The sequence below is a fragment of the Peijinzhouia sedimentorum genome (genome assembly GCF_049340005.1).
Taxonomy (GTDB): Bacteria; Bacteroidota; Bacteroidia; order Cytophagales; family Cyclobacteriaceae; genus CAXBDP01.
On sequence record NZ_JBMPIY010000009.1, the window covers coordinates 1 to 20,546 of the forward strand.

Sequence of the window (20,546 nt, forward strand, 5' to 3'; positions counted from 1 at the left end):
TTTCCTCTTCAGGGCAGCGCCGGATATTACGGAATATTAAGATAAAAGTCACCAACTATTTTTCAGTACATTACCTTAAAAAAATTAGTCTAGAAACGAAAAGCCTGATAGATTTAATTTTATCAGGCTTTTTGCTTTATTTTAGATAGCTAATTAATCCTCCGTTGGGAGCAAATCAACAATATCTCTAATCACTTTCACATCCGTTTCTTCAATCACATAATCCGTGTGTCCAGGAATATCAGTAAGTCGTAGATATGGCTTCTTGAATTCCATTGGGCTTTCGATCTTTCTTCTGCCAGAAAGGTGAATTTCTTGCGCTCCTGTCTGTAGAATACGAGATAAATTCTTGTCATTGATTCCACCACCTGGCATTATGATTATTCTATCAGCAGCTTCTCTAATGAGATTAGTTACATGATCGATTCCATCCATTACTTGCGGACGGTTACCGGAAGTAAGTATGCGAGTGCAGCCTGTGGATATTACGTCTTCCAAAGCTTTCATCGTGTCTTTAGTCAAATCAAAAGCTCTATGAAATGACACTTGCATAGGACTAGCTAACTCGACCAATTGTTGCGTTCGTTCTATATCAACCGTTCCATCTGGTTTCAGAATGCCCAACACCACTCCATCACATCCTGATTCTTTGCAGAACAAAATATCTTGCGCCATTTGCTCAAACTCAATATCTGAATAGCAAAAATCCCCCTCGCGAGGCCTAATCATTACAAATACATCAATTGTTAATATGGCTTTGGACATGAGAATTGAAGATGGACTTGGGGTAAGCCCTCCTAAAATTAAACTAGAACAAAGCTCTACTCTCTTAGCTCCTCCTTCTTGAGCATTTAACGCTGACTGTAAACTATTGGCACAAACTTCAACTATCATTTTTATGATTTTCCTCTATGTATTTACTAAACTGAATATACAAATTTGTAATAAAAAGATATAATTACAATAACGGTGAATTAATAAATGAATTATAAAAATCTTGCCAGACAACAAAATCCTCTGAATTAGCTATAAGTTCTATGAAAATCTTCTTTTCAAACTCTCTAAGTCAATCCTTTTATCCTCCCGCTTTTCTTCTCGCTTTTTGGGTACTTGGCTTTTTCCATAAGGATCGGATTTCATTGAAAGTGCGATTCGCTTTCTTTTCAAGTCTACTTCCATTACAGTCACTTTCACTTTCTGATTTACTTTTACAATCTCCATCGGGTCTTTCACAAATCTATCTGAAAGCTGACTGATATGAACCAAGCCATCCTGATGTACCCCAACATCCACAAACACTCCGAAATTGGTGATATTGGTGATAATGCCTGGCAATACCATCCCAATTCGTAAGTCCTCAGGGCTATTAATTGCATCATCAAATTGGAAAGCTTCGAAATTTTGTCTCGGATCGCGACCTGGTTTTTCCAGCTCGGCTATTATATCTTTTAGGGTAGGCAAACCAACATCCTCTGTAATGTAGTTTTCAAGCTTGATTCGTTTTCTAAGGTTTCCATCAGTGATCAAATCTTTCACAGAAACGCCTAAATCAGCCGCCATTCTTTCTACCAATTCGTAACGTTCCGGATGGACTGCACTAGCATCTAATGGATTTTTAGCTCCTGTAATTCTTAAGAATCCCGCCGATTGCTCAAATGCTTTATCACCTAATCGAGGCACTTTTTTCAGTGCTTTTCTATCTTTAAACGGGCCGTTTTCTTCTCTGTAGCTAATGATATTTTTTGCCAATTGTGGGCCTAAACCTGAAACATAAGAGAGCAATGGCCCGGAAGCAGTATTCAAATCGACACCCACTGCATTCACACAACTAACCACAGTATCATCCAAGCTCAGCTTCAATTGATTTTGATCCACATCATGTTGGTATTGACCCACACCAATAGATTTCGGATCAATTTTCACCAATTCGGCCAAGGGATCCATCAGTCTGCGGCCAATTGATACCGCACCTCTTACAGTAAGATCATAATCTGGAAATTCCTCCCGCGCCACATCCGAAGCCGAATAGATAGAAGCTCCACTTTCGTTAACCTGCACGATGGCCACTTTTGATGGCAAGCCCAGTGCTTTAAAGTAACGCTCCGTTTCTCTTCCTGCTGTTCCATTTCCAATGGCTACAGCTTCAAATTCATATTTTTCATACAATGCCTTAATAATCCTGTCGGCATTACGCGTATCGTTTTGGGGTGGATTAGGGTAAATGGTCGTATTCTCAATCAGCTTTCCTTGCTTATTCAAATACACTACTTTGCAGCCCGTTCTGAATCCTGGATCTACCGCCAATATTTTCTTTTCGCCAAGCGGGGATGACAGTAAGAGTTCTCGTAGGTTGTTGGCAAAAACGCGAATAGCTTCTTCATCTGCAAGGATTTTAGATTGCATCCTCGCTTCAGTTTCCAAGCTTGGCTTGAGCAATCTTTTATAAGAATCGCGAGCAGCTTTTTCTACCTCTTCCGAAGCTGGACAGCTACCATTTACAAATAGATTATTGAGCGCAAATAAAGCTGTTCCTTCTTCTGGAGAAATATCTACTGATAAGATCATTTCCTTTTCACCGCGACGCAATGCCAGTAGTCTGTGAGATGGAATGTTTTTGAAACTTTCCTGCCAGTCGAAGTAATCTTTATACTTGTGGCCCTCCTCCTCTTTTCCTGAAATCAGTTTGGAAGAAATAATGGCTTCATCCATAAATAGCTTGCGAAGAGCTGCGCGAGCATCAGCATTTTCATTGATCCACTCTGCCATAATATCTCTTGCACCTTGTAAGGCTTGCTCTATGGTTTCTACGCCTTTTTCCACATCGATGAAAGCAGCAGCTTCAGCTTGTGGATCAACTTCTGGCGATTGATCAAAAATGAGTTCTGCAAGAGGCTCCAAACCTGCTTCACGAGCAATGGTGGCTTTGGTTCTACGGCGTGGCTTATATGGCAAATATATATCTTCCAATTCCGACATGGTTTCTGCCAAATCGATTCGAGACTTAAGTTCATCAGTCATTTTACCCTGATCCTCAATGCTCTTAAGGATTGCCTCCCGCCTTTTGTCAAGCTCACGAAGTTGAGTAATTCTATCTCTGACATTCATGATCTGGACTTCATCCAAATCTCCAGTTCTTTCTTTTCTATACCTGGAAATAAAAGGGACTGTTGCGTCCTCATCTAACAAATCTACGGTTGCTTTTACTTGGTTAGGTCTTATGCCAAGCTCAAAAGCTATTTTATCAATCATGTTCAAATTTTTAAAAATAGGACGCGAAATTACTTATTCAAGTAGAATATGAAATGAAAAAAACTTAATGAATTGAAATTAGCTTCATTTCCTGATTAATCTCTACGGATAATATAGGCGGGAGGTAATGTAAATCCATCATTCTCGGCACTCCAATAAATATTCATCACATACCACCTGTTGTTCATATTCAGTAATTGAATACTGTTGATTCCTCTATTTGTTTGCGGACCTTCTTTAAACTCTCTCGTTTCGTAAGTGCTCCACACATGTGCAATTGCTCCAAATTGCTCCACCACTCTATTGAGCTCTACTTCATAGAAACCAATGTTCAAGCGATTGGCTACAAAGCTATCTCTATACATTTGCGGCGTCCAATAATCGTAGCCTTTACCTTCATTTCTGGCGGCTCCTGTTGGTATTAATTTGGCATCGTCGGTGAATAAATTCAAAAATCTATCCCAATCTCTAGCTTCGCCGGGGGCACCTGAAATAACCTCATAAAGCGCAATAAGGATACTATTGATATCCTTGGTGTCTTCAGAGTAATTAGAGTTAGCAACTTGTGCTTGAGTAGAAGCAGAAAAAATTAAAAAAAATACAAGGGTCAAGAATGATTTGAGCATGTTTATTGTATTCAAGTTTGATCGTTGAATTTACGAAATCTACTCTCCTATTACTAATTCTCGCAAAATATGAAACGTGTCCACCCTGCCATTGAAATAGGTATTATGGTTGCCATAATGATAGGAATATATGCAGCTGGTTGGCATACAGAAGTGATTGGAAGAATTCAGCAAGTTTTCCTCAAAACGGGACTATTTGCTCCAACAGAACTTTCCAAGAGCGCATACAAAACCATTGAAAGCGACTTTGAATTGGTAGATTTGAAAGGAAACAAGTTGAGTCTGGATGAATTGAAAGGCAAAATCGTATTCATCAATTTTTGGGCTAGCTGGTGTCCTCCATGTGTGGCAGAAATGCCCGATATCAATCAACTTTACAACGACTACCAAGGAAAAGATATCGCCTTTTTGCTAGTAAATTTAGATTCTGATAAGGATAAAATGACCAATTTTCTGAATCGCAAGGATTTTGATTTTGCCACTTATATTCCCTTAAGCTTGGTTCCTGATCAGCTGAAAAGTCAAAGTATCCCAGCCACATTTGTGTTAGATAGAAATGGCCAGATTGTACTGGAGCATTTTGGAATGGCCTCTTATAATAATGATGACTTTAGATTTTGGCTCGATGAGCTTATTGAGGAGATTTGACGCTTCGAGCTATTTCATAAGCCGCTTTTTCTAAATCCTCAGAAGTATGCTCTATAGCTGAAGCTAAATTCTGTCGATGTTTGCTTATTTCGATGAACTGTACATTTCTGTAATCAGACTCACTTATTCCAGCATCCAGCTTTCCTACTAATACATAAACTTGCTTATTGATATTTTGAGCGATCTTAATCACTCTTCCTGTGATTTTTCCTTGGCTACTTTGCCGATCAAATTTTCCTTCACCAGTTATTAAGATATCAGCAATCTCAAGTTGTTTTTCAAAACCCACATGTTGCAAAAAGAAATCTGAGCCACTGAACAGCTTTGCCTTGAGACAGACTTGCAAACCGAAGGCAATTCCTCCCGCTGCTCCCAGCTTTGGCTTTGATTCTAAATCCACAAGATCAGAATGACCTTGAATGGCAATAGCCCAATTTTTCAATCGAGTTTCAAAGTATTCTACTTCATGTGGTTTCACTCCTTTTTGATGACCAAATATTGCAACACATCCATTTCTACCTAAAAGCGGATTTTCAACATCACACAAAAGACTAAATTCAATTTCGCTTAATCCTGAATTGGGTGCTGAAATGGAAACAATCTTATCCATTTCTAAAACTGGATTTTTTAGCGGTCTATTTTCTAGACTAAAAAAGCTAAACCCTAAAGCTTGAAGAATACCTATTCCGCCGTCGATACTTGCAGAGCCGCCTAATCCAGTCCAAATATGCTTTGAACCAAGTTCAATGGCTTTCAAAATCAACAAACCTGTGCCATAAGAGCTGGCAGTTTTCGGGTTTAGTTCATCGATAGAAAGATGCTGAATTCCGCTCGCTTCTGCTATATCAATAATTGCAAGAGATTTTTCTCGCTGAAATCCGAAGCCTGCAGAAATGGACTTTCCAACGGCATTCAAGGTTTCAATTTGAATCCATTCAGCACCCATTTGCTTTGAAAGAAGGCAGGAGGTTCCATCGCCGCCATCTGCCAAAGGAATTGACTTAATACTAAAAGAGGAATCCGCTTTTTGGATTCCTCTTTCTATAGCATTGGCACCTTCAGTTGCAGACAAACTTCCTTTAAAGGCATTTGGCGCAATTAGAAAAGCCTTCATGATTTTATCAGCTCCAGCCCAAAATCTGATTGGAAACTGCCGTAAGTGCCGACATTCTATATAATGCTCTAGCTCCTACATTTCCGTTCCATTCATTATCGCCGGGTGAAACTTCGTTGAGGTCGAATCCTATAATAGTACGGCCAGATTTCACTACTTGCTGAAATAGGTAAAGTACTTGCTCAAGCTCAAAGCCACCAGGCACTGGTGTCCCAGTATTTGGACAAAGTTTAGGGTCAAGGCCATCGATATCAAAAGTGATATAAACTTTCTGTGGCAATTCCTTTACAATATCATCACAGATAGATTTCCAGCTCTTTCCATCAAATTGACTTTCTTTTATATCCTTATCGAAAAATACTTTCAATCTATTTCCTGCATTTTCGATATAGTTTACTTCCTCTTCGCAATAATCTCTGATACCTACTTGCACCAATTTCGAAATTTGTGGCAATTTCAAAGCATTGTAAGAAATGGAAGCGTGAGAGTATTCAAAACCTTCGTAAGCTTGGCGCAGATCGGCATGCGCATCAATTTGTAATACACCGAAATCGCTATGCTTGCTTGCTAGAGCTTGCATCAATCCAAGTGGTGTACTGTGGTCTCCACCCAAAACAGCAACTACTTTTCCTTGTTCAATATAATTTAAAGCTTCAGCTTTTACCCAAGCTACCATTTCTGCACAGGCTTTATCTACAATAGAAGTAACAGATGCAAATCGTTCTACCTGATCTTCTGGAGATCCCTCCTCAAGCCACTCAATATAATTTTTTGCAATAAGCCTATGATCGTTACTCTTTTTATGAAGATTTACATCAATTGGTGCTAGGTGCAAACCCATTCGCCAAGCATCTCTAATGTCGGCTTGATATAAATCTACTTGTGCTGAAGCTTCTAAAATTGCTTGCGGGCCATCTGCGGTTCCGTTTGAATAGGATACGGTAACTTCCCAAGGAACTGGTAAAATAACTATTTTCGCATCTGCTAAGCTTCCTGGCAAACCAAATAACTTTCCTTTTTCTGCAACACCATTTGGATCAAAATCTGAATTCGAATCAATTGTCATATTTTAATTAAATTTTAAATTAGTAAACTTTCGGGTTCCTTATAATATAATAAATTACATGAGTTTTGAGAAATATCTTTCCAGTTTCCTTCAAAGCTAAGTCTGCTTATCCCTCCAGGGTGCATTGAGCCGACTTGCTCGCCAGTGAGATATTCTACCAAATAGCTAATACCCGGATTATGCGCCACCATTAATATATGGTCTAATTTATCATCAAAATTATTAATGGCATCAAGCAATACTCGTATGGATGCATTGTACAAATCATCATTGATGCTGACAAGGTCTTCATTGTAATGCATACAGTCCGCAAGAAGCATTGCGGTGTGTTTAGCTCTCTGTGCATTGGAGGAAATGATTATTTTGGGAGCATTGCCAGTGCTTTTTAAATATTTTCCTAGAATTACCGCATGACGTATTCCTCCCGCCGTCAGCTCCCTATCGATATCCTTCTGACTACCATAGTTTTCCATTGCAGTTGCATGCCTTACAAGATCGAGCGTTCTAACCATTTTGGCTTATTTATGTTGCTTGTTTGACACTAAATTAAGCATTTAATACGGATGAAAATTGTCCCTTTAGTTTTTTGTAACTTTTTTTGTGGATATTTGAACGCAGCCATTTGTAATTAAAAATAAGTATAATGCCGAAAAATCTTGTAATAGTCGAGTCTCCAGCCAAAGCCAAAACAATAGAAGGATATCTAGGGAAGGATTTTAAAGTAACATCAAGCTATGGACATGTCCGGGATTTGCCTAAAGGTGATAAGGCAATAGATATTGAAAATAACTACGAACCTACTTACGAAATCACTGCTGATAAAAAGAAAGTAATTGATGAGTTGAAGAAGTTGGTGAAGGCAGCAGAAATAATCTACCTAGCGAGTGATGATGACCGCGAGGGAGAAGCTATTGCTTGGCACTTGAAAGAATCTTTGAATCTAAATGATGCTCAAACAAGACGAATTGTATTTAGGGAAATTACCAAAAATGCAATCACCAATGCACTGGAATCTCCAAGAGGGATAGATATTGATTTGGTAAATGCACAGCAAGCCAGACGTGTTTTGGATCGCCTCGTTGGTTTTGAATTATCTCCAATCCTTTGGAAAAAAATAAAAACCGGGCTTTCTGCAGGGAGAGTACAGTCTGTAGCCGTTCGCTTAGTAGTTGATCGTGAGCGTGAAATTGACAAGTTCAATTCCGTGTCATCTTTCAAAGTGCGTGGAATATTCACTTTAGAAAATGGCAAAACACTTGTAGCAGATCGGCCTGAAAAATTCGCTACAGAAAATGAGGCTTTGGCCTTTTTAGAAAGTTGCAAGGATGCAAGCTTTAGCATTGGCAATTTGGAAACAAAGCCTGCCAAAAGAAGTCCGGCACCTCCATTTACCACTTCTACTTTGCAACAGGAAGCTTCGCGCAAATTGGGCTTTTCTGTAAGCCAAACGATGACTTTGGCGCAAAGACTTTATGAATCAGGTAAGATTTCATACATGCGTACCGATTCATTCAATTTATCGGAAGATGCGATTAAAATGGCGACCGAGCAGATAAAGTCTGAATTTGGTGATAAGTATGTATTTGTCAGAAAATATAAAACCAAATCAGAAGGAGCGCAAGAAGCTCACGAAGCCATCCGTCCAACCAACTTCTCGGAAACTGAAGCGGGAGGAGAGAGAAATGAGCAACGCTTATATGAGTTGATTTGGAAAAGAGCAATTGCCAGCCAAATGGCAGATGCGCAGTTGGAAAAAACTACCGCAACCATCAAGATTTCTAATAGTAATGAAAAGCTTGTCGCTCAAGGTGAGGTAATCAAATTTGATGGCTTTTTAAAAGTATATATTGAGTCAACAGACGATGAGGACGAGGATGAAGAAAAAAGCGGAATGCTTCCTCCTTTGGAAGTTGGACAAGAGCTTGATTTGAATGAGCTAAATGCAAGAGAAACTTTTACCCGACCTGCAGCGCGATACACAGAAGCAAGCTTGGTGAAAAAACTAGAAGAAATGGGTATTGGTAGACCATCTACTTATGCTCCTACTATTTCGACGGTCCAGAAACGTGGGTATGTAATAAAGGAAAATAGAGATGGTAGGGATCGTGATTACTCTCTTTTGACCTTGAAAAAAGGAACCATTAAAACAGAAAAACTTACAGAAACTACTGGTGCAGAAAAGCAGAAACTTTTCCCTACCAATATTGCGACAGTAGTAAATGATTTCTTGGTAGATCATTTTCCAACAGTGATCGATTTCAATTTCACTGCAACGGTTGAGAAGGAATTTGATGAAATCGCTCATGGCAAAAAGGAATGGAAATCCATGATCGATTCTTTTTATAAGACTTTCCATCAGCGGGTGGAAGAAACTGAGCAAGTAAAAAGATCGGATATTTCTTCGAGTAGAACATTGGGTACCGACCCTAAATCTGGCAAAGAAGTAATTGCTCGATTGGGTAAGTTTGGTCCATTGGTGCAAATTGGTGATAGCGAAGGCGAAGAAAAACCTCAGTTTGCCAGCATGCGCAAAGGCCAATACATTGACACTATCACATTGGAAGATGCCATGGAGTTATTCAAATTGCCGCGTGAAGTGGGTGAATTTGAAGGCAAACCTGTGGTAGCTGCCATTGGTAGATTTGGCCCTTATGTACGTCATAACTCAGCCTTCTACAGCCTTGGCAAGGAAGATGATCCGCTAAGTGTTGACATCGATAGAGCCATAGAAATTATTGAAGCTAAAAGATTAGCTGATGCACAAAAATTGATCAAAAGCTTTGATGAAAATGAGGATGTACAAATCCTTAATGGCAGATGGGGACCTTATATTAAAGTTGGAAAGCAGAATGTGAAAATACCGAAAGGCACAGAACCAACCGAACTCACATTAGCAGATTGCTTGAAACTTGCTGAAGAACAGCCTGAAAAGAAAAAAGGTGGGTTTAGAGGGAAGAAGAAGTAGTTCTATTTAGAAAATTCTTAATAATTGAAAAATGCTCCATTAATTGAATGATGGAGCATTTTTATTTATTATTCGGATAAGTTTTTGCGTTATCCTAAATATATGAAAAGTCGATTCCTTTTAGCCCTACTTACTTTTTGCTTTGCTTCCACTTTTTCAGTGACCATGGCACAGGAGAAGGTACCAGTTATCATTTACTACGATGATGAGAAAGGCACAATAAAGGAGATATATTCGGTAATTGAATATCCAGAGCAAGACACAACATTACGTGATGGCTCTTTTCGTCGATTTCACCCCAATAGCAATTTATCACTTGAAGTGATGTACTTCAATGGACTCAAAAATGGCTTAATGAAGGAATATTATGATGATGGAGAAAGCTTGATGCGCGTGAGTTATTTCAAAAGCGATACGGCTCAAGGACCTTTTAAGGTTTACCATCAGAATGGGAATATTTTACAAGAAGGCACTTTTGAAAACGGAATATTAGCTGGTGAAGTGAAAAGTTATTTCCAAAACGGAAACTTAAAAGCAGTTGGAAATTTCGAAAATGGATTGCCTGAAGGAATCGCCTTGGAATTGGATGTAAAAGGCGACACCATTTATCAATACAGATATAAAGCAGGAATGCTAGAAGGTGAAAGCAAAAAATTTAAAGAAGGACAAATCAGTGAGATTAGCCATTACAATAAAGGAGTAATGAATGGTGAATATATTTCATATCATCCCAATGGTGAAATTTACATCAAAGGGAATTATCGAAATGGAAGTCCAAATGGGTTATGGCTGTTCTATAATGAAGAAGGTACACTCATAAAAGAAGAACAAAGAGGTAGATAAAATACCAGATTTAAAGAAAAATATTCCTCCCGCTTTCTTATATACTTTCACACCCAAATTTCCTTCTGTAACTTGCCATCATGTATTCAGGTATCAAATCCACTAATTTCAATTTTCCCGGCCAAACGGGCTTTTACCGAGGAAAAGTAAGAGATGTATATTTCTTCGAAAACCAATTAGTAATGATTGCAAGCGATCGCATTTCAGCATTTGATGTGGTGCTTGATCGAGCTATTCCATACAAAGGCCAAGTGCTTAACCAGATTGCTGCGAAATTTCTAGCTGCTACAAAAGATATCGTGCCTAATTGGGTGCTGGCAGTGCCTGATGAGAATGTAACAGTGGGTCTAAATTGCGAAACCTTTCCTGTGGAAATGGTAATCAGAGGCTATTTGGCTGGCCATGCTTGGAGAGAATATAGTTCGGGCAAAAGACAAATTTGCGGAGTGGCTTTGCCTGAAGGATTGAAAGAAAATGACAAGCTGCCTGAACCCATCATCACTCCTACTACCAAAGCGCATGAAGGCCACGACGAAGATATTTCGCGGGAGGAAATTCTTAAACAAGGATTGGTTACGGAAGAGAATTATCTCCAATTAGAAAAATACACTCAGGCATTGTTTCAAAGAGGAACAGAAATAGCTGCAAAACAAGGCCTTATCTTAGTTGACACAAAGTACGAGTTTGGCCATGTAGATGGAAAAATTTACCTAATAGATGAAATTCATACGCCGGATTCCAGCCGCTACTTTTATGCAGATGGCTATGCCGAAAGACAAGCTAAAGGCGAAAAGCAAAAGCAGCTTTCTAAAGAATTTGTAAGGCAATGGCTAATAGAGAATGGCTTTCAAGGAAAAGAAGGACAAACTCAACCTGTGATGAGCGATGAAATTGTGAATATGATTACAGATAGGTATATTGAGCTATTCGAAAAAGTAACTGGAGAGAAATTTAACAAAGCAGATCCAAATTCCGTTTTGAAGAGAATTGAAACAAACATTAACAACTATCTAAAGCAATAAATACACATTATGAAATTTTCTATAAACAAGCAGGACAATTACACAATCTTCAGTATTAATGAAGAAAAATTAGATACAACGATATCGCCAAATGTAAAAAGTGAACTTATTACTCAAAATGCAGAAGGCGTATCTAATATGATTTTGGATTTGTCTCAAGTAAAATACATTGATAGTTCCGGACTAAGTGCCTTATTAAGAGGCAATATGATTTATAATGACAATGGAGGTATTTTTATCCTTGCTGCTCCTTCTGAGCATGTAGTGAAATTACTCAAAATCTCCTTGCTTGATAAAGTATTGAATATACTACCAACGATCGAAGAAGCTATTGATGCTGTATTTTTGCACGTAATCGAAAGCGATTTAGAAGAAGGCGAAGACGAGTAGAAATTTGGAATTTCAGCTGCAAATACTCGGTTCCAACTCAGCCGCACCAGCGCATAATAGAAACCAAACTTCTCAGCTTTTAAGAATAGGTAATGAATGGATGCTGATTGATTGTGGGGAAGGCACTCAAATTCAGCTGAGAAATTTCAAAATTCCCTTTCAGAAAATTTCTCGAATTTTCATCAGTCATTTACACGGAGACCACTATCTTGGATTAGTCGGTCTCCTTTTTACTTTCCACCTGCTGCAACGCAAATCTCCTCTCACTATTTATGGCCCACCAGGCCTGAGGGAAATCATAAGCTTACAACTGAAATACTCAAATAGCTCGCTTCAATATGATTTAGATTTCATAGAATGGAAACCTGAAATTAAGGAACTACTATTTGAAAATGAACACTTTACAGTAAATTCATTTCCGTTAAAACATCGGATCCCTTGTTCTGGATTTGTGTTTTTAGAAAAGCCTAAGCCAAAATCGATTATCAAAGAAAATCTACCTGATTGGATTAGGATTCACCAATTCCAATTATTGAAAAATGGAGAAGATATTAGCCATCCGGAAACTGGAGAAATATTCACTAACTGGCTCTTTACCAAATCCGCAAAGAAATCCAGAAAATACGTATTTTGCTCAGACACCATTTATGATGAGTCAATAATTTCTACGGTAGCAGGAGCAGATTTGCTATATCATGAAGCAACCTTTATGGATGATATGACAGAAAGAGCTTCTCAAACATTCCATAGCACAGCCAAACAAGCAGCTAGCATTGCATTGAAAGCTAATGTGAAAATGCTATTATTGGGACACTTTTCTATTAGATACAAAGACTTGGAACCTCTGCAGACAGAAGCGCGGGAGGTTTTTGCAGAATCCTATTTGGCGATTGAAGGTGAAAAATTTTCTATTCCGGAATAAATTTTCGTGCACTTGAAAACTGAAAAAGTAAAAAAGAGAAACCTCTTTATCGTCCTTAGTGGAATTTTCATCACCAATGCTCTCCTAGCAGAAATGGTGGGCGTGAAAATCTTTTCTGCAGAAGGAACGCTCGGCATTCCTCCCGCCAATATCAAACTGCTTGGCGATTTTGTACTTGATTTTAACCTAACTGCTGGGGTAATGCTTTGGCCGGTCGTGTTTATTACCACTGATATAATCAATGAATACTTTGGTAAGTCGGGCGTAAAGAAAATCAGTTTCCTTACTGCTGGTCTTATTCTCTATTCTTTCTTTATGATCTACATCGTGACCTTGCTCACTCCTGCTGATTTCTGGCTCGATGTAAACCCTGCTGATGATCAAGGCAATCCATTTAATATAAGCTTTGCTTTCAATCTTATTTTCCGCCAAGGAATGGGCATAATTTTAGGCTCCTTGATTGCCTTCCTCATTGGGCAATTAGTAGATGTTTATGTATTCCAAAAGTTGAGAAGGTTTACAGGCTCTAAGAAAATATGGCTGCGAGCCACTGGCTCTACCTTAGTATCGCAGCTGATCGACAGCTTTGTGGTATTGTGGATTGCATTCGTAGTATTTGGTAATTGGTCTTATGAACAGCTTGCTTCAGTTGGGATAATCAATTATTTGTACAAGTTTGCTGTAGCTATTTTGCTCACTCCTATTCTTTACATCGCCCATTACTTTATCGACGGCTATTTGGGAAAAGACCTAGCAAAAGAAATGACTGATGAAGCTAGTGCGCAAGAAGGCCTATTGTAACTCATCGTTTCCAAAATTGATCTTTTCATTTGGCTGGTCAAACATAATCTCCTCCTATCCAATTTCTTATTGAAATATGCAGCAGAAATATTACCTTATTTCTTAAACCTAAAAATACTATGAAAAACAAACTAGTCTTTGCTTTGCAGACGGTGCTATTATTTCTAATAGTTGTTGGCTGTAGTCCAAAAGATGGGCAAGAGCAAAATACCCAAGCAAACTATGTAAAAGAAAATTACACTAAAACCGAAGTGTATATAGAAATGCGCGATGGCGTAAAACTTTTCACAAGTATATATGCGCCAAAAGATCAATCGAAAGAGTATCCGATTTTGATGCAACGCACGCCATATAGCGTGGCTCCTTATGGTGCTGATGCTTTCAAAACAGCTCTTGGCCCGTCTTCTACTTTAATGAAAGATGGGTACATATTCGTGTACCAAGACGTACGCGGGAGGTGGAATAGTGAAGGGAGCTATGATAATATGCGTCCAACATTAACAGCTGAAGAACGCAATACTGACCAAGATATAGACGAAAGTACTGATACCTACGATACGATTGAATGGTTAATTGCAAACCTTGATAACAACAATGGGAAAGTTGGCCAATGGGGAATTTCATATCCAGGATTCTATTCTGCTGCAAGTTTGCCTTACGCCCATGAAGCATTAAAAGCTGTTTCACCACAAGCACCCATTGGCGATTTCTATTTTGATGATTTTCATCACAATGGAGCTTATTTCTTGAGCTATTTCGTGGCGACATCCGTTTTTGGTTATCAGAAAGATAAGCCAACCACTGAGGCTTGGTACAAAATGATTGATGCCGGAACCGAGGATGCTTATCAATTCTTTATGGATTTGGGTCCCCTAAAAAATGCTTCCAAATATTATGGCGAAGATAATTTCTTCTGGCAACAAATTGTCGAACACCCAGATTACGATGAATTTTGGCAGCGAAGAGGGATTGTACAGCACATGAAAGACATTAAGCCATCTGTGATGGTTGTAGGCGGGTGGTTCGATGCAGAAGACTTATACGGCCCGTTAAATATCTACAAAGAAATTGAGAAGAATAACCCGAATACTTACAATACAATAGTGATGGGTCCATGGAGTCATGGAGATTGGTCACGTGAAAGAGGAACGCAAAATGTATTTAATATCCACTTTGGTGATAGTATTTCCACTTGGTATCAGGATAATGTAGAAGCTGAATTTTTTGATCACTTCCTAAAAGGTGCTGGGGATGGACAAACAGGATTGCCAGAAGCCTATATGTTTGATACTGGTAAGAAAGAATGGACTCGCTTTGAAAACTGGCCTCCTGCTAATGCAGAACGAGTAAATATGTATCCACATGCCGATGGATCGCTAAGTATGGATGCTCCAAGCGCAAGAGGAGCTTTTGCAGAGTTTGTATCTGATCCTGCCAAACCAGTTCCACATTCTGAAGATATCAAATTGACCTTTACTCCAAGGAAATACATGAGTGATGATCAGCGCTTTGCTGCACGCCGCCCAGATGTATTGGTGTATGAAACTGATGTGTTAGAGAATGACATTACTTTGGCTGGAGAAATCATGGCAAAATTGAAAGTGAGTATCACTGGTACAGATGCTGACTGGATTGTGAAATTGGTAGATGTATATCCAGGAGATACAGAAACTCCAGAATGGGTGACAGCCAATCAGAAACTAAGCAATTACCACCAAATGGTTCGTAGTGAAAGTATGCGCGGGAGGTATAGAGAAGGCTTTGACAATCCTAAGCCTTTTGTGCCAAATCAAGTCACCGATGTGGACTTTCGATTACAGGACGTTTACCATACTTTCAAAAAAGGACATAAAATCCAAATTCAGATTCAAAGCACATGGTTTCCTTTGATAGACAGAAACCCGCAGAAGTATGTAGAAAATATCTTTAAAGCAGATGAAAGTGACTTTATCAAATCCACTCATAGAGTGTTTAGTGCTGCCGAAAATGCAACTGTCATCGAGGTGCAAATACTGAGATAAATTACTAAATCTGAAGTAAAAAAAAAGAGCATTGAAAGTGATTTCAATGCTCTTTTTTCATATTGTATCTATCTGATTATAAAATAATTATCAAAAGCAAAATTATAATGATTGCACCTGTTGAAATGAAAATCCCACCATTTTTACTAGCTGCATTTGCTTCTTCTTTAAGCTCTTTAATTTCGGCTCTCAATTCTTTCTTTTCTTCTCTGGACATTTCTGATTTATCAATAGCCTTAAGCTCATTTACCCTATCTACAATTCGCTGAACTTCCGGGCTATACTTAGCTTCTTTTTCAGGATCGTTTTTGTCAGTATCATTTGCCAAAACTGGTGATACACAAAATAAGGCTACAAGGCCAAGCATTACTAAAAATTTTGCTTTCATAATGTTATTGATTTAGTTATAAAGTAAAGTAAAACCAACACACTGATAAAAACAAGAAAACAGTTTAGAAAGCTTAAAAACAGAAAAGGGTTCTTGCGAACCCTTTTTGAATTAATCCATCAAAACTAATTACAAAATCAGTATCAATAAAAGAATGATAATAATGACTGCTCCTACTGATAAGTAAACGCCATTTCCATTTGCTGCGTTAGCTTCATCCTTTAGCTCACGCACTTCATTTCTCAAATCTTTTCTTTCCGCTTTTGTTAAAGTAGATCGATCGATTTCCTTTAGCTCATTCACTCGATCTACAATTCTTTGTACTTCGGGTGAATACTTTGGTTTAGGATCAGTATCATTATTAATGTTCGCTGCCAGAATAGGGCTGGTCAACAAAATAACGATAAGTCCAAAGCTTAATAAAAATTTGGCTTTCATTGGTAAAAAATGGTTAAATGAAAAAATAGGTTGAAGAAAAAAAGGTGATCTAACAGAAAAAAGGAGTCCGATTATTAAGTTATAAATCACCTTGCCTATTTAAACGTATCAAACTAAAAACAAGCCCATTATAAAACCATTATATTCATTTTAAACCAAAGTATTTTTAGAAACAGCCTTCTAGTAGTTTAAGAGTTGTTTTATCACCACTGCCGTTTTATCAGCATTTGGCAACATTGCCTTTTCCAACTCCACATTCAACGCAATAGCCGGTAAATTCAATGCACCTAATGTTAAAACGGGTGCGTCTAAGTGCTCAAATAAATTTGCTGAAATTCGGCCAGCTAATGATTCTGCAAATGAATTCATCAATGGCTCTTCAGTTAATACCATTGCTTTGTTATGCTTTTGAACCGAATCACTTATAGTGTCCCAATCCAATGGATTTAGCGTTCTCAAATCAATAATCTCTACAGCCCCATCAAATTGTTCAGAAGCGGCTCTTGCCCAATATACACCCATTCCATAGGTGATGACTACACAGCTTTCACCTTTGGCAATTTTATCTTCACTCGCTTCTTGCGCAATAAGAGCTTTTCCTAAAGGAATAATATAATCTCCATCCGGCTCGAAAGTTTTGGCTTCCTCGGTACCTGGTACTTTAGACCAATACAAGCCTTTATGTTCAAGCATCACTACTGGGTTTGGATCATAAAAGGCTGCTTTTAAAAGTCCCTTCATATCAGCCGCATTGGACGGATACACAACTTTAATTCCTCTGATAGTAAGTAAGGTAGATTCTATACTTCCAGAATGATATGGGCCACCACCGCCATAAGCGCCTATGGGCACTCTAATAAGCGACTGGATTGGGAATTGACCTTGGGATAAATAACAGCTTTTTGAAAGTTCTTCTACCAACTGATTCATACCCGGCCAGATATAATCTGCAAATTGAATTTCTACAATTGCTTTGGCACCGACAGCAGACATTCCTGCGGTACTACCAACAATATATGCTTCTTGTATTGGTGTATTGAATATTCTATGCTCGCCATATTTCTGAGATAAAGTTGCCGCCTCTCTAAACACTCCACCAAGTCTCCCGCCTACATCTTGTCCATAAAATAGCGCTTCAGGGTTATCTCTCAATATATCATCTACAGCATGCAAAGCTGCATCAACCATCACCACTTTTTCACTGCCTTCAGGTTTTCTTTCACCTTTCTCTTCCGTAATTGGAGTTGGAGCAAATTCATGATCTGAAACGGTGGCAATATCTGGATCTGGAGAAGCCAATGCCTTTTCGTATTCTGACTGAACAAATTCAGTTACTTCTTTTTGAATCTTCTTAAGTTCGGCTGGTTTTACTCCAGCTGCCTTTAAATATGCTTCTAATTTTGGTAGTGGATCATCTTGCGAGTGAAGCGATAAATCTCCATCTCCGCGATACCATTCCTTACGCACACCACTCGTATGATGACCAAGAAGTGGACATTTCGCATGTACTAAAATCGGTGCTCTGTTAGATCTAGCGTACTCAAAAGCCTTTGTCATTCCTTCATAGGATTGCACAAAGTCTGAACCATCCACCCGCATTTTCTCTAAGCCTTTGAAGCCCTCCGCAAATTCAAATGCATCCATGGCACGCATTTCTGCACCCGTAGCCGAAATACCCCATTCATTATCTTGAATCAAATAAACGATCGGCAATTTATGTAATACAGCCATTTGGAATGCTTCCGAAACTTCTCCTTCTGTAACCGAGCCATCACCTAAAGAGCAAAGTACCACAGGTTTTACATCGGCATTTATCAAACCTACTTTCTCCAAATATGAAACCCCATGCGCCATTCCTGTAGCCGGAATAGCCTGCATACCCGTAGCACTACTTTGGTGAGGAATAGTTGGAAATCCCTCCCGCTTCAAACTCGGATGTGAATAATAAGTACGGCCTCCAGAAAAAGGATCATGAGCTTTGGCCATCAACTGTCCCATGAGCTCAAAAGGCTGCATACCTATACCTAACAAAATAGATTCATCACGATAATAAGGAGCAGCAAAATCAGTTTCCTTCAATTGAAAAGCTGCCGCTAATTGAATAGCTTCATGCCCTCTAGAAGTACTGTGAACGTACTTACTGCATATTTTTTTATTCTCCTCGTAGGTTTCTGCCATTCTTTTGGCAGTACACATAAGGCGATAAGCTTTTTTTAAAATGTTAGTATCGATAGCCAAATTATTCTTGGTGTTGGTTGATATATCTTTGGGTAATGATTTACTCTTTGTTGTCATTATTTGTGTTTTTACTAATTGCTAATTTAGAAAATTGGCAGGAGAAAGCCTTACAAATATAATAGAAAGCTAACGAACGTTCGCTAAGCGGCAAAAAAGACATTGTAAGGAAATTAATTAGTTTTGTGAAAATTGATTTTTGATATGAATACAAGGCATTCGGAGGTTCCGCGGAGATTTAAGGAAATTCAAAATTCTATTTGTTTGGCTTTAGAAAAAGCAGATGGAAAAGGAAAATTTGTGGAAGACTCATGGGAAAGACCGGGTGGTGGCGGAGGTCGCACTCGGGTAATAGCGGGAGGAAATATAATCGAAAAAGGCGGAGTGAATTTCTCTGAAGTTTATGGTAATACGCCTGAATATATCAAGCAAAACATGCAAGTGGATGAACCGGAATTTTACGCAACTGGCGTATCTATAGTATTGCATCCACATAATCCTTGGGTTCCTATTATTCACATGAATATTCGCATGTTCGAAATGAGTGGAGGTACGCTTTGGTTTGGTGGAGGAATAGATTTGACACCGCATCTTGTAATCGATGATGATGCTAAATACTTCCATCAGCAATTAAAGGAGATTTGCGATAAGCATAATGCCAACTACTACCATGAGTATAAAAAAGAAGCAGATGACTATTTCTACATTCCTCACCGCAAGGAAACTAGAGGAATTGGAGGGATATTTTTCGATTATCTGAAACCAAATGCTAAAAACAGCTTCGAAAGTTATTGGGCATTTGTGCAAGACGTTGGAGAAGCCTTTGCAGACATTTATACCCATTTGATGCTGAAAAACAAGGACTTGCCATACTCAGAAGATGAAAAACAATGGCAATACTTGCGCAGAGGTCGCTATACGGAATTCAACTTGGTATGGGACAAAGGAACCAAATTTGGCTTGCAGACAGATGGCAGAATCGAATCTATTTTGATGAGTCTGCCGCCACAAGCTGCTTGGGAATACAACCATAAGCCCGTGGAAGGAAGTGCCCAACATTACACACTCTCGAAACTTGTAAAAGGAATTAATTGGATCGATTAATAGAAAAACTTGCCGAGCTGGATCAGCAATTATTCTTGTTTCTGAATGGGATCAACTCCCCTATTTGGGATACAATATTCCACACTATCAGTGGTAAATCGATTTGGGTGCCATTGTATTTATTTTTGGCTTATAAGCTTTGGCAATTGTATGGAACACGTGTTTTTATATATGTAGCACTCCTTCTTGGCTTGATGATTACGCTAAGCGATTTTGTGGCTTCGGGAATATTCAAACCATTTTTTGAGCGATTGCGTCCATGCTACGAACCATCTCTTGAAGGACTTGTGCATAATCCATTTGGTTGTGGCGGGAGGTATGGCTTTGTTTCGTCTCATGCTTCCAATTCATTTGCGGTGGCGGGTTTTCTTTGGCTTGCCTTCCGAAAGCTCAATGCAAAATATGGATATCTATTTATCTGGGCACTAGTCGTGGCATATAGTCGAGTCTATTTAGGAGTACATTACCCAGCAGATATTTTGGTTGGTGGTATTATTGGCCTATTGTCAGCGCTATTCGTGTATTGGTTATTGACTTTAATAATGCAGAAATTGGTGAAGAAAAAGTGAATTAAAGAAATGGGCAATCCCAACCTCCCGCCATTTTAAAATCGCTAAACGCCGAAATATTCCGCTAAATCTCTTTTAGCCTTTATTCCTGCGGTATTTTTTATTTTCGCCGCAATTAATCTTTATCTTTGAATACCACTTATAA

General features: G+C 38.7%; 19 protein-coding genes. 10 read left to right on the forward strand and 9 right to left on the reverse strand.

The genetic code is table 11. The features are described 5' to 3' along the window. Positions 1-153: 153 nt before the first annotated feature. The 3 genes from ACOXY8_RS12315 to ACOXY8_RS12325 form a co-directional block, all read right to left on the reverse strand. Positions 154-894, reverse strand: a complete 741-nt coding sequence (locus ACOXY8_RS12315; protein WP_458331900.1) for a copper homeostasis protein CutC — start codon at positions 892-894, stop codon at positions 154-156. Between the two features lie 141 nt (positions 895-1,035). Then, entirely contained in the window at positions 1,036-3,249 is a 2,214-nt protein-coding gene (locus ACOXY8_RS12320; protein ID WP_458331901.1) for a Tex family protein, read from the reverse strand. Between the two features lie 95 nt (positions 3,250-3,344). Further along, positions 3,345-3,875 carry a hypothetical protein gene (locus ACOXY8_RS12325; protein ID WP_458331902.1) on the reverse strand — a complete coding sequence of 177 codons (531 nt, stop codon included), beginning with the start codon at positions 3,873-3,875 and terminating at the stop codon, positions 3,345-3,347. Between the two features lie 69 nt (positions 3,876-3,944). On the opposite strand from ACOXY8_RS12325, the gene ACOXY8_RS12330 reads away from it, so the two are divergent. Then, the gene (locus ACOXY8_RS12330; RefSeq protein ID WP_458331903.1) at positions 3,945-4,523 is read left to right on the forward strand and encodes a TlpA family protein disulfide reductase; all 579 of its coding nucleotides are present in this window, start codon (positions 3,945-3,947) and stop codon (positions 4,521-4,523) included. Here ACOXY8_RS12330 and ACOXY8_RS12335 read toward each other — a convergent pair. Genes ACOXY8_RS12335 through ACOXY8_RS12345 form a run of 3 tightly spaced genes read right to left on the reverse strand, consistent with a single transcriptional unit; the run spans position 4,507 to position 7,215 of the window. Then, positions 4,507-5,637, reverse strand: a complete 1,131-nt coding sequence (locus ACOXY8_RS12335; RefSeq protein WP_458331904.1) for a glycerate kinase — start codon at positions 5,635-5,637, stop codon at positions 4,507-4,509. The genes ACOXY8_RS12330 and ACOXY8_RS12335 overlap by 17 nt on opposite strands. A gap of 7 nt (positions 5,638-5,644) precedes the next feature. After that, entirely contained in the window at positions 5,645-6,703 is a 1,059-nt protein-coding gene (locus tag ACOXY8_RS12340; protein WP_458331905.1) for an agmatinase family protein, read from the reverse strand. Positions 6,704-6,717: 14 nt separating this feature from the next. Continuing rightward, on the reverse strand, positions 6,718-7,215 hold the full coding sequence (locus ACOXY8_RS12345; RefSeq protein ID WP_458331906.1) for a SixA phosphatase family protein: 498 nt from the start codon (positions 7,213-7,215) through the stop codon (positions 6,718-6,720). 131 nt (positions 7,216-7,346) lie between these two features. On the opposite strand from ACOXY8_RS12345, the gene topA reads away from it, so the two are divergent. The 7 genes from topA to ACOXY8_RS12380 all read left to right on the forward strand — a co-directional run bounded on the left by topA (position 7,347) and on the right by ACOXY8_RS12380 (position 15,667). Next, positions 7,347-9,668 carry a type I DNA topoisomerase gene (topA, locus tag ACOXY8_RS12350; RefSeq protein WP_458331907.1) on the forward strand — a complete coding sequence of 774 codons (2,322 nt, stop codon included), beginning with the start codon at positions 7,347-7,349 and terminating at the stop codon, positions 9,666-9,668. 102 nt (positions 9,669-9,770) lie between these two features. Beyond that, positions 9,771-10,511, forward strand: coding sequence for a toxin-antitoxin system YwqK family antitoxin (locus tag ACOXY8_RS12355; protein WP_458331908.1), 741 nt, complete (start codon positions 9,771-9,773; stop codon positions 10,509-10,511). Positions 10,512-10,591: 80 nt separating this feature from the next. Then, positions 10,592-11,533, forward strand: coding sequence for a phosphoribosylaminoimidazolesuccinocarboxamide synthase (locus tag ACOXY8_RS12360; protein ID WP_458331909.1), 942 nt, complete (start codon positions 10,592-10,594; stop codon positions 11,531-11,533). Between the two features lie 9 nt (positions 11,534-11,542). Then, entirely contained in the window at positions 11,543-11,923 is a 381-nt protein-coding gene (locus tag ACOXY8_RS12365; protein ID WP_458331910.1) for an STAS domain-containing protein, read from the forward strand. Between the two features lie 4 nt (positions 11,924-11,927). Then, on the forward strand, positions 11,928-12,845 hold the full coding sequence (locus tag ACOXY8_RS12370; RefSeq protein WP_458331911.1) for a ribonuclease Z: 918 nt from the start codon (positions 11,928-11,930) through the stop codon (positions 12,843-12,845). A gap of 12 nt (positions 12,846-12,857) precedes the next feature. Beyond that, a complete protein-coding gene (locus ACOXY8_RS12375) occupies positions 12,858-13,646 on the forward strand; it encodes a queuosine precursor transporter (protein ID WP_458331912.1) in 789 nt (262 codons plus the stop codon). A gap of 119 nt (positions 13,647-13,765) precedes the next feature. Beyond that, complete coding sequence (locus tag ACOXY8_RS12380; protein WP_458331913.1) at positions 13,766-15,667, forward strand: CocE/NonD family hydrolase; 1,902 nt, start codon at positions 13,766-13,768, stop codon at positions 15,665-15,667. Between the two features lie 76 nt (positions 15,668-15,743). Here the strand turns inward: ACOXY8_RS12380 and ACOXY8_RS12385 are convergent, their stop codons facing one another. The 3 genes from ACOXY8_RS12385 to ACOXY8_RS12395 form a co-directional block, all read right to left on the reverse strand. Beyond that, positions 15,744-16,055 carry a hypothetical protein gene (locus ACOXY8_RS12385; protein ID WP_458331914.1) on the reverse strand — a complete coding sequence of 104 codons (312 nt, stop codon included), beginning with the start codon at positions 16,053-16,055 and terminating at the stop codon, positions 15,744-15,746. Positions 16,056-16,184: 129 nt separating this feature from the next. Then, on the reverse strand, positions 16,185-16,493 hold the full coding sequence (locus tag ACOXY8_RS12390; protein ID WP_458331915.1) for a hypothetical protein: 309 nt from the start codon (positions 16,491-16,493) through the stop codon (positions 16,185-16,187). A gap of 180 nt (positions 16,494-16,673) precedes the next feature. Continuing rightward, entirely contained in the window at positions 16,674-18,788 is a 2,115-nt protein-coding gene (locus ACOXY8_RS12395) for an alpha-ketoacid dehydrogenase subunit alpha/beta (RefSeq protein WP_458331916.1), read from the reverse strand. Between the two features lie 144 nt (positions 18,789-18,932). On the opposite strand from ACOXY8_RS12395, the gene hemF reads away from it, so the two are divergent. Both hemF and ACOXY8_RS12405 read left to right on the forward strand, forming a co-directional pair. Next, positions 18,933-19,832: an oxygen-dependent coproporphyrinogen oxidase gene (gene hemF, locus ACOXY8_RS12400; RefSeq protein WP_458331917.1), complete on the forward strand. Its 900-nt coding sequence runs from the start codon at positions 18,933-18,935 to the stop codon at positions 19,830-19,832. After that, positions 19,820-20,401: a phosphatase PAP2 family protein gene (locus ACOXY8_RS12405; protein ID WP_458331918.1), complete on the forward strand. Its 582-nt coding sequence runs from the start codon at positions 19,820-19,822 to the stop codon at positions 20,399-20,401. Before hemF ends, ACOXY8_RS12405 begins: the two co-directional genes overlap by 13 nt. Positions 20,402-20,546: the final 145 nt, after the last annotated feature.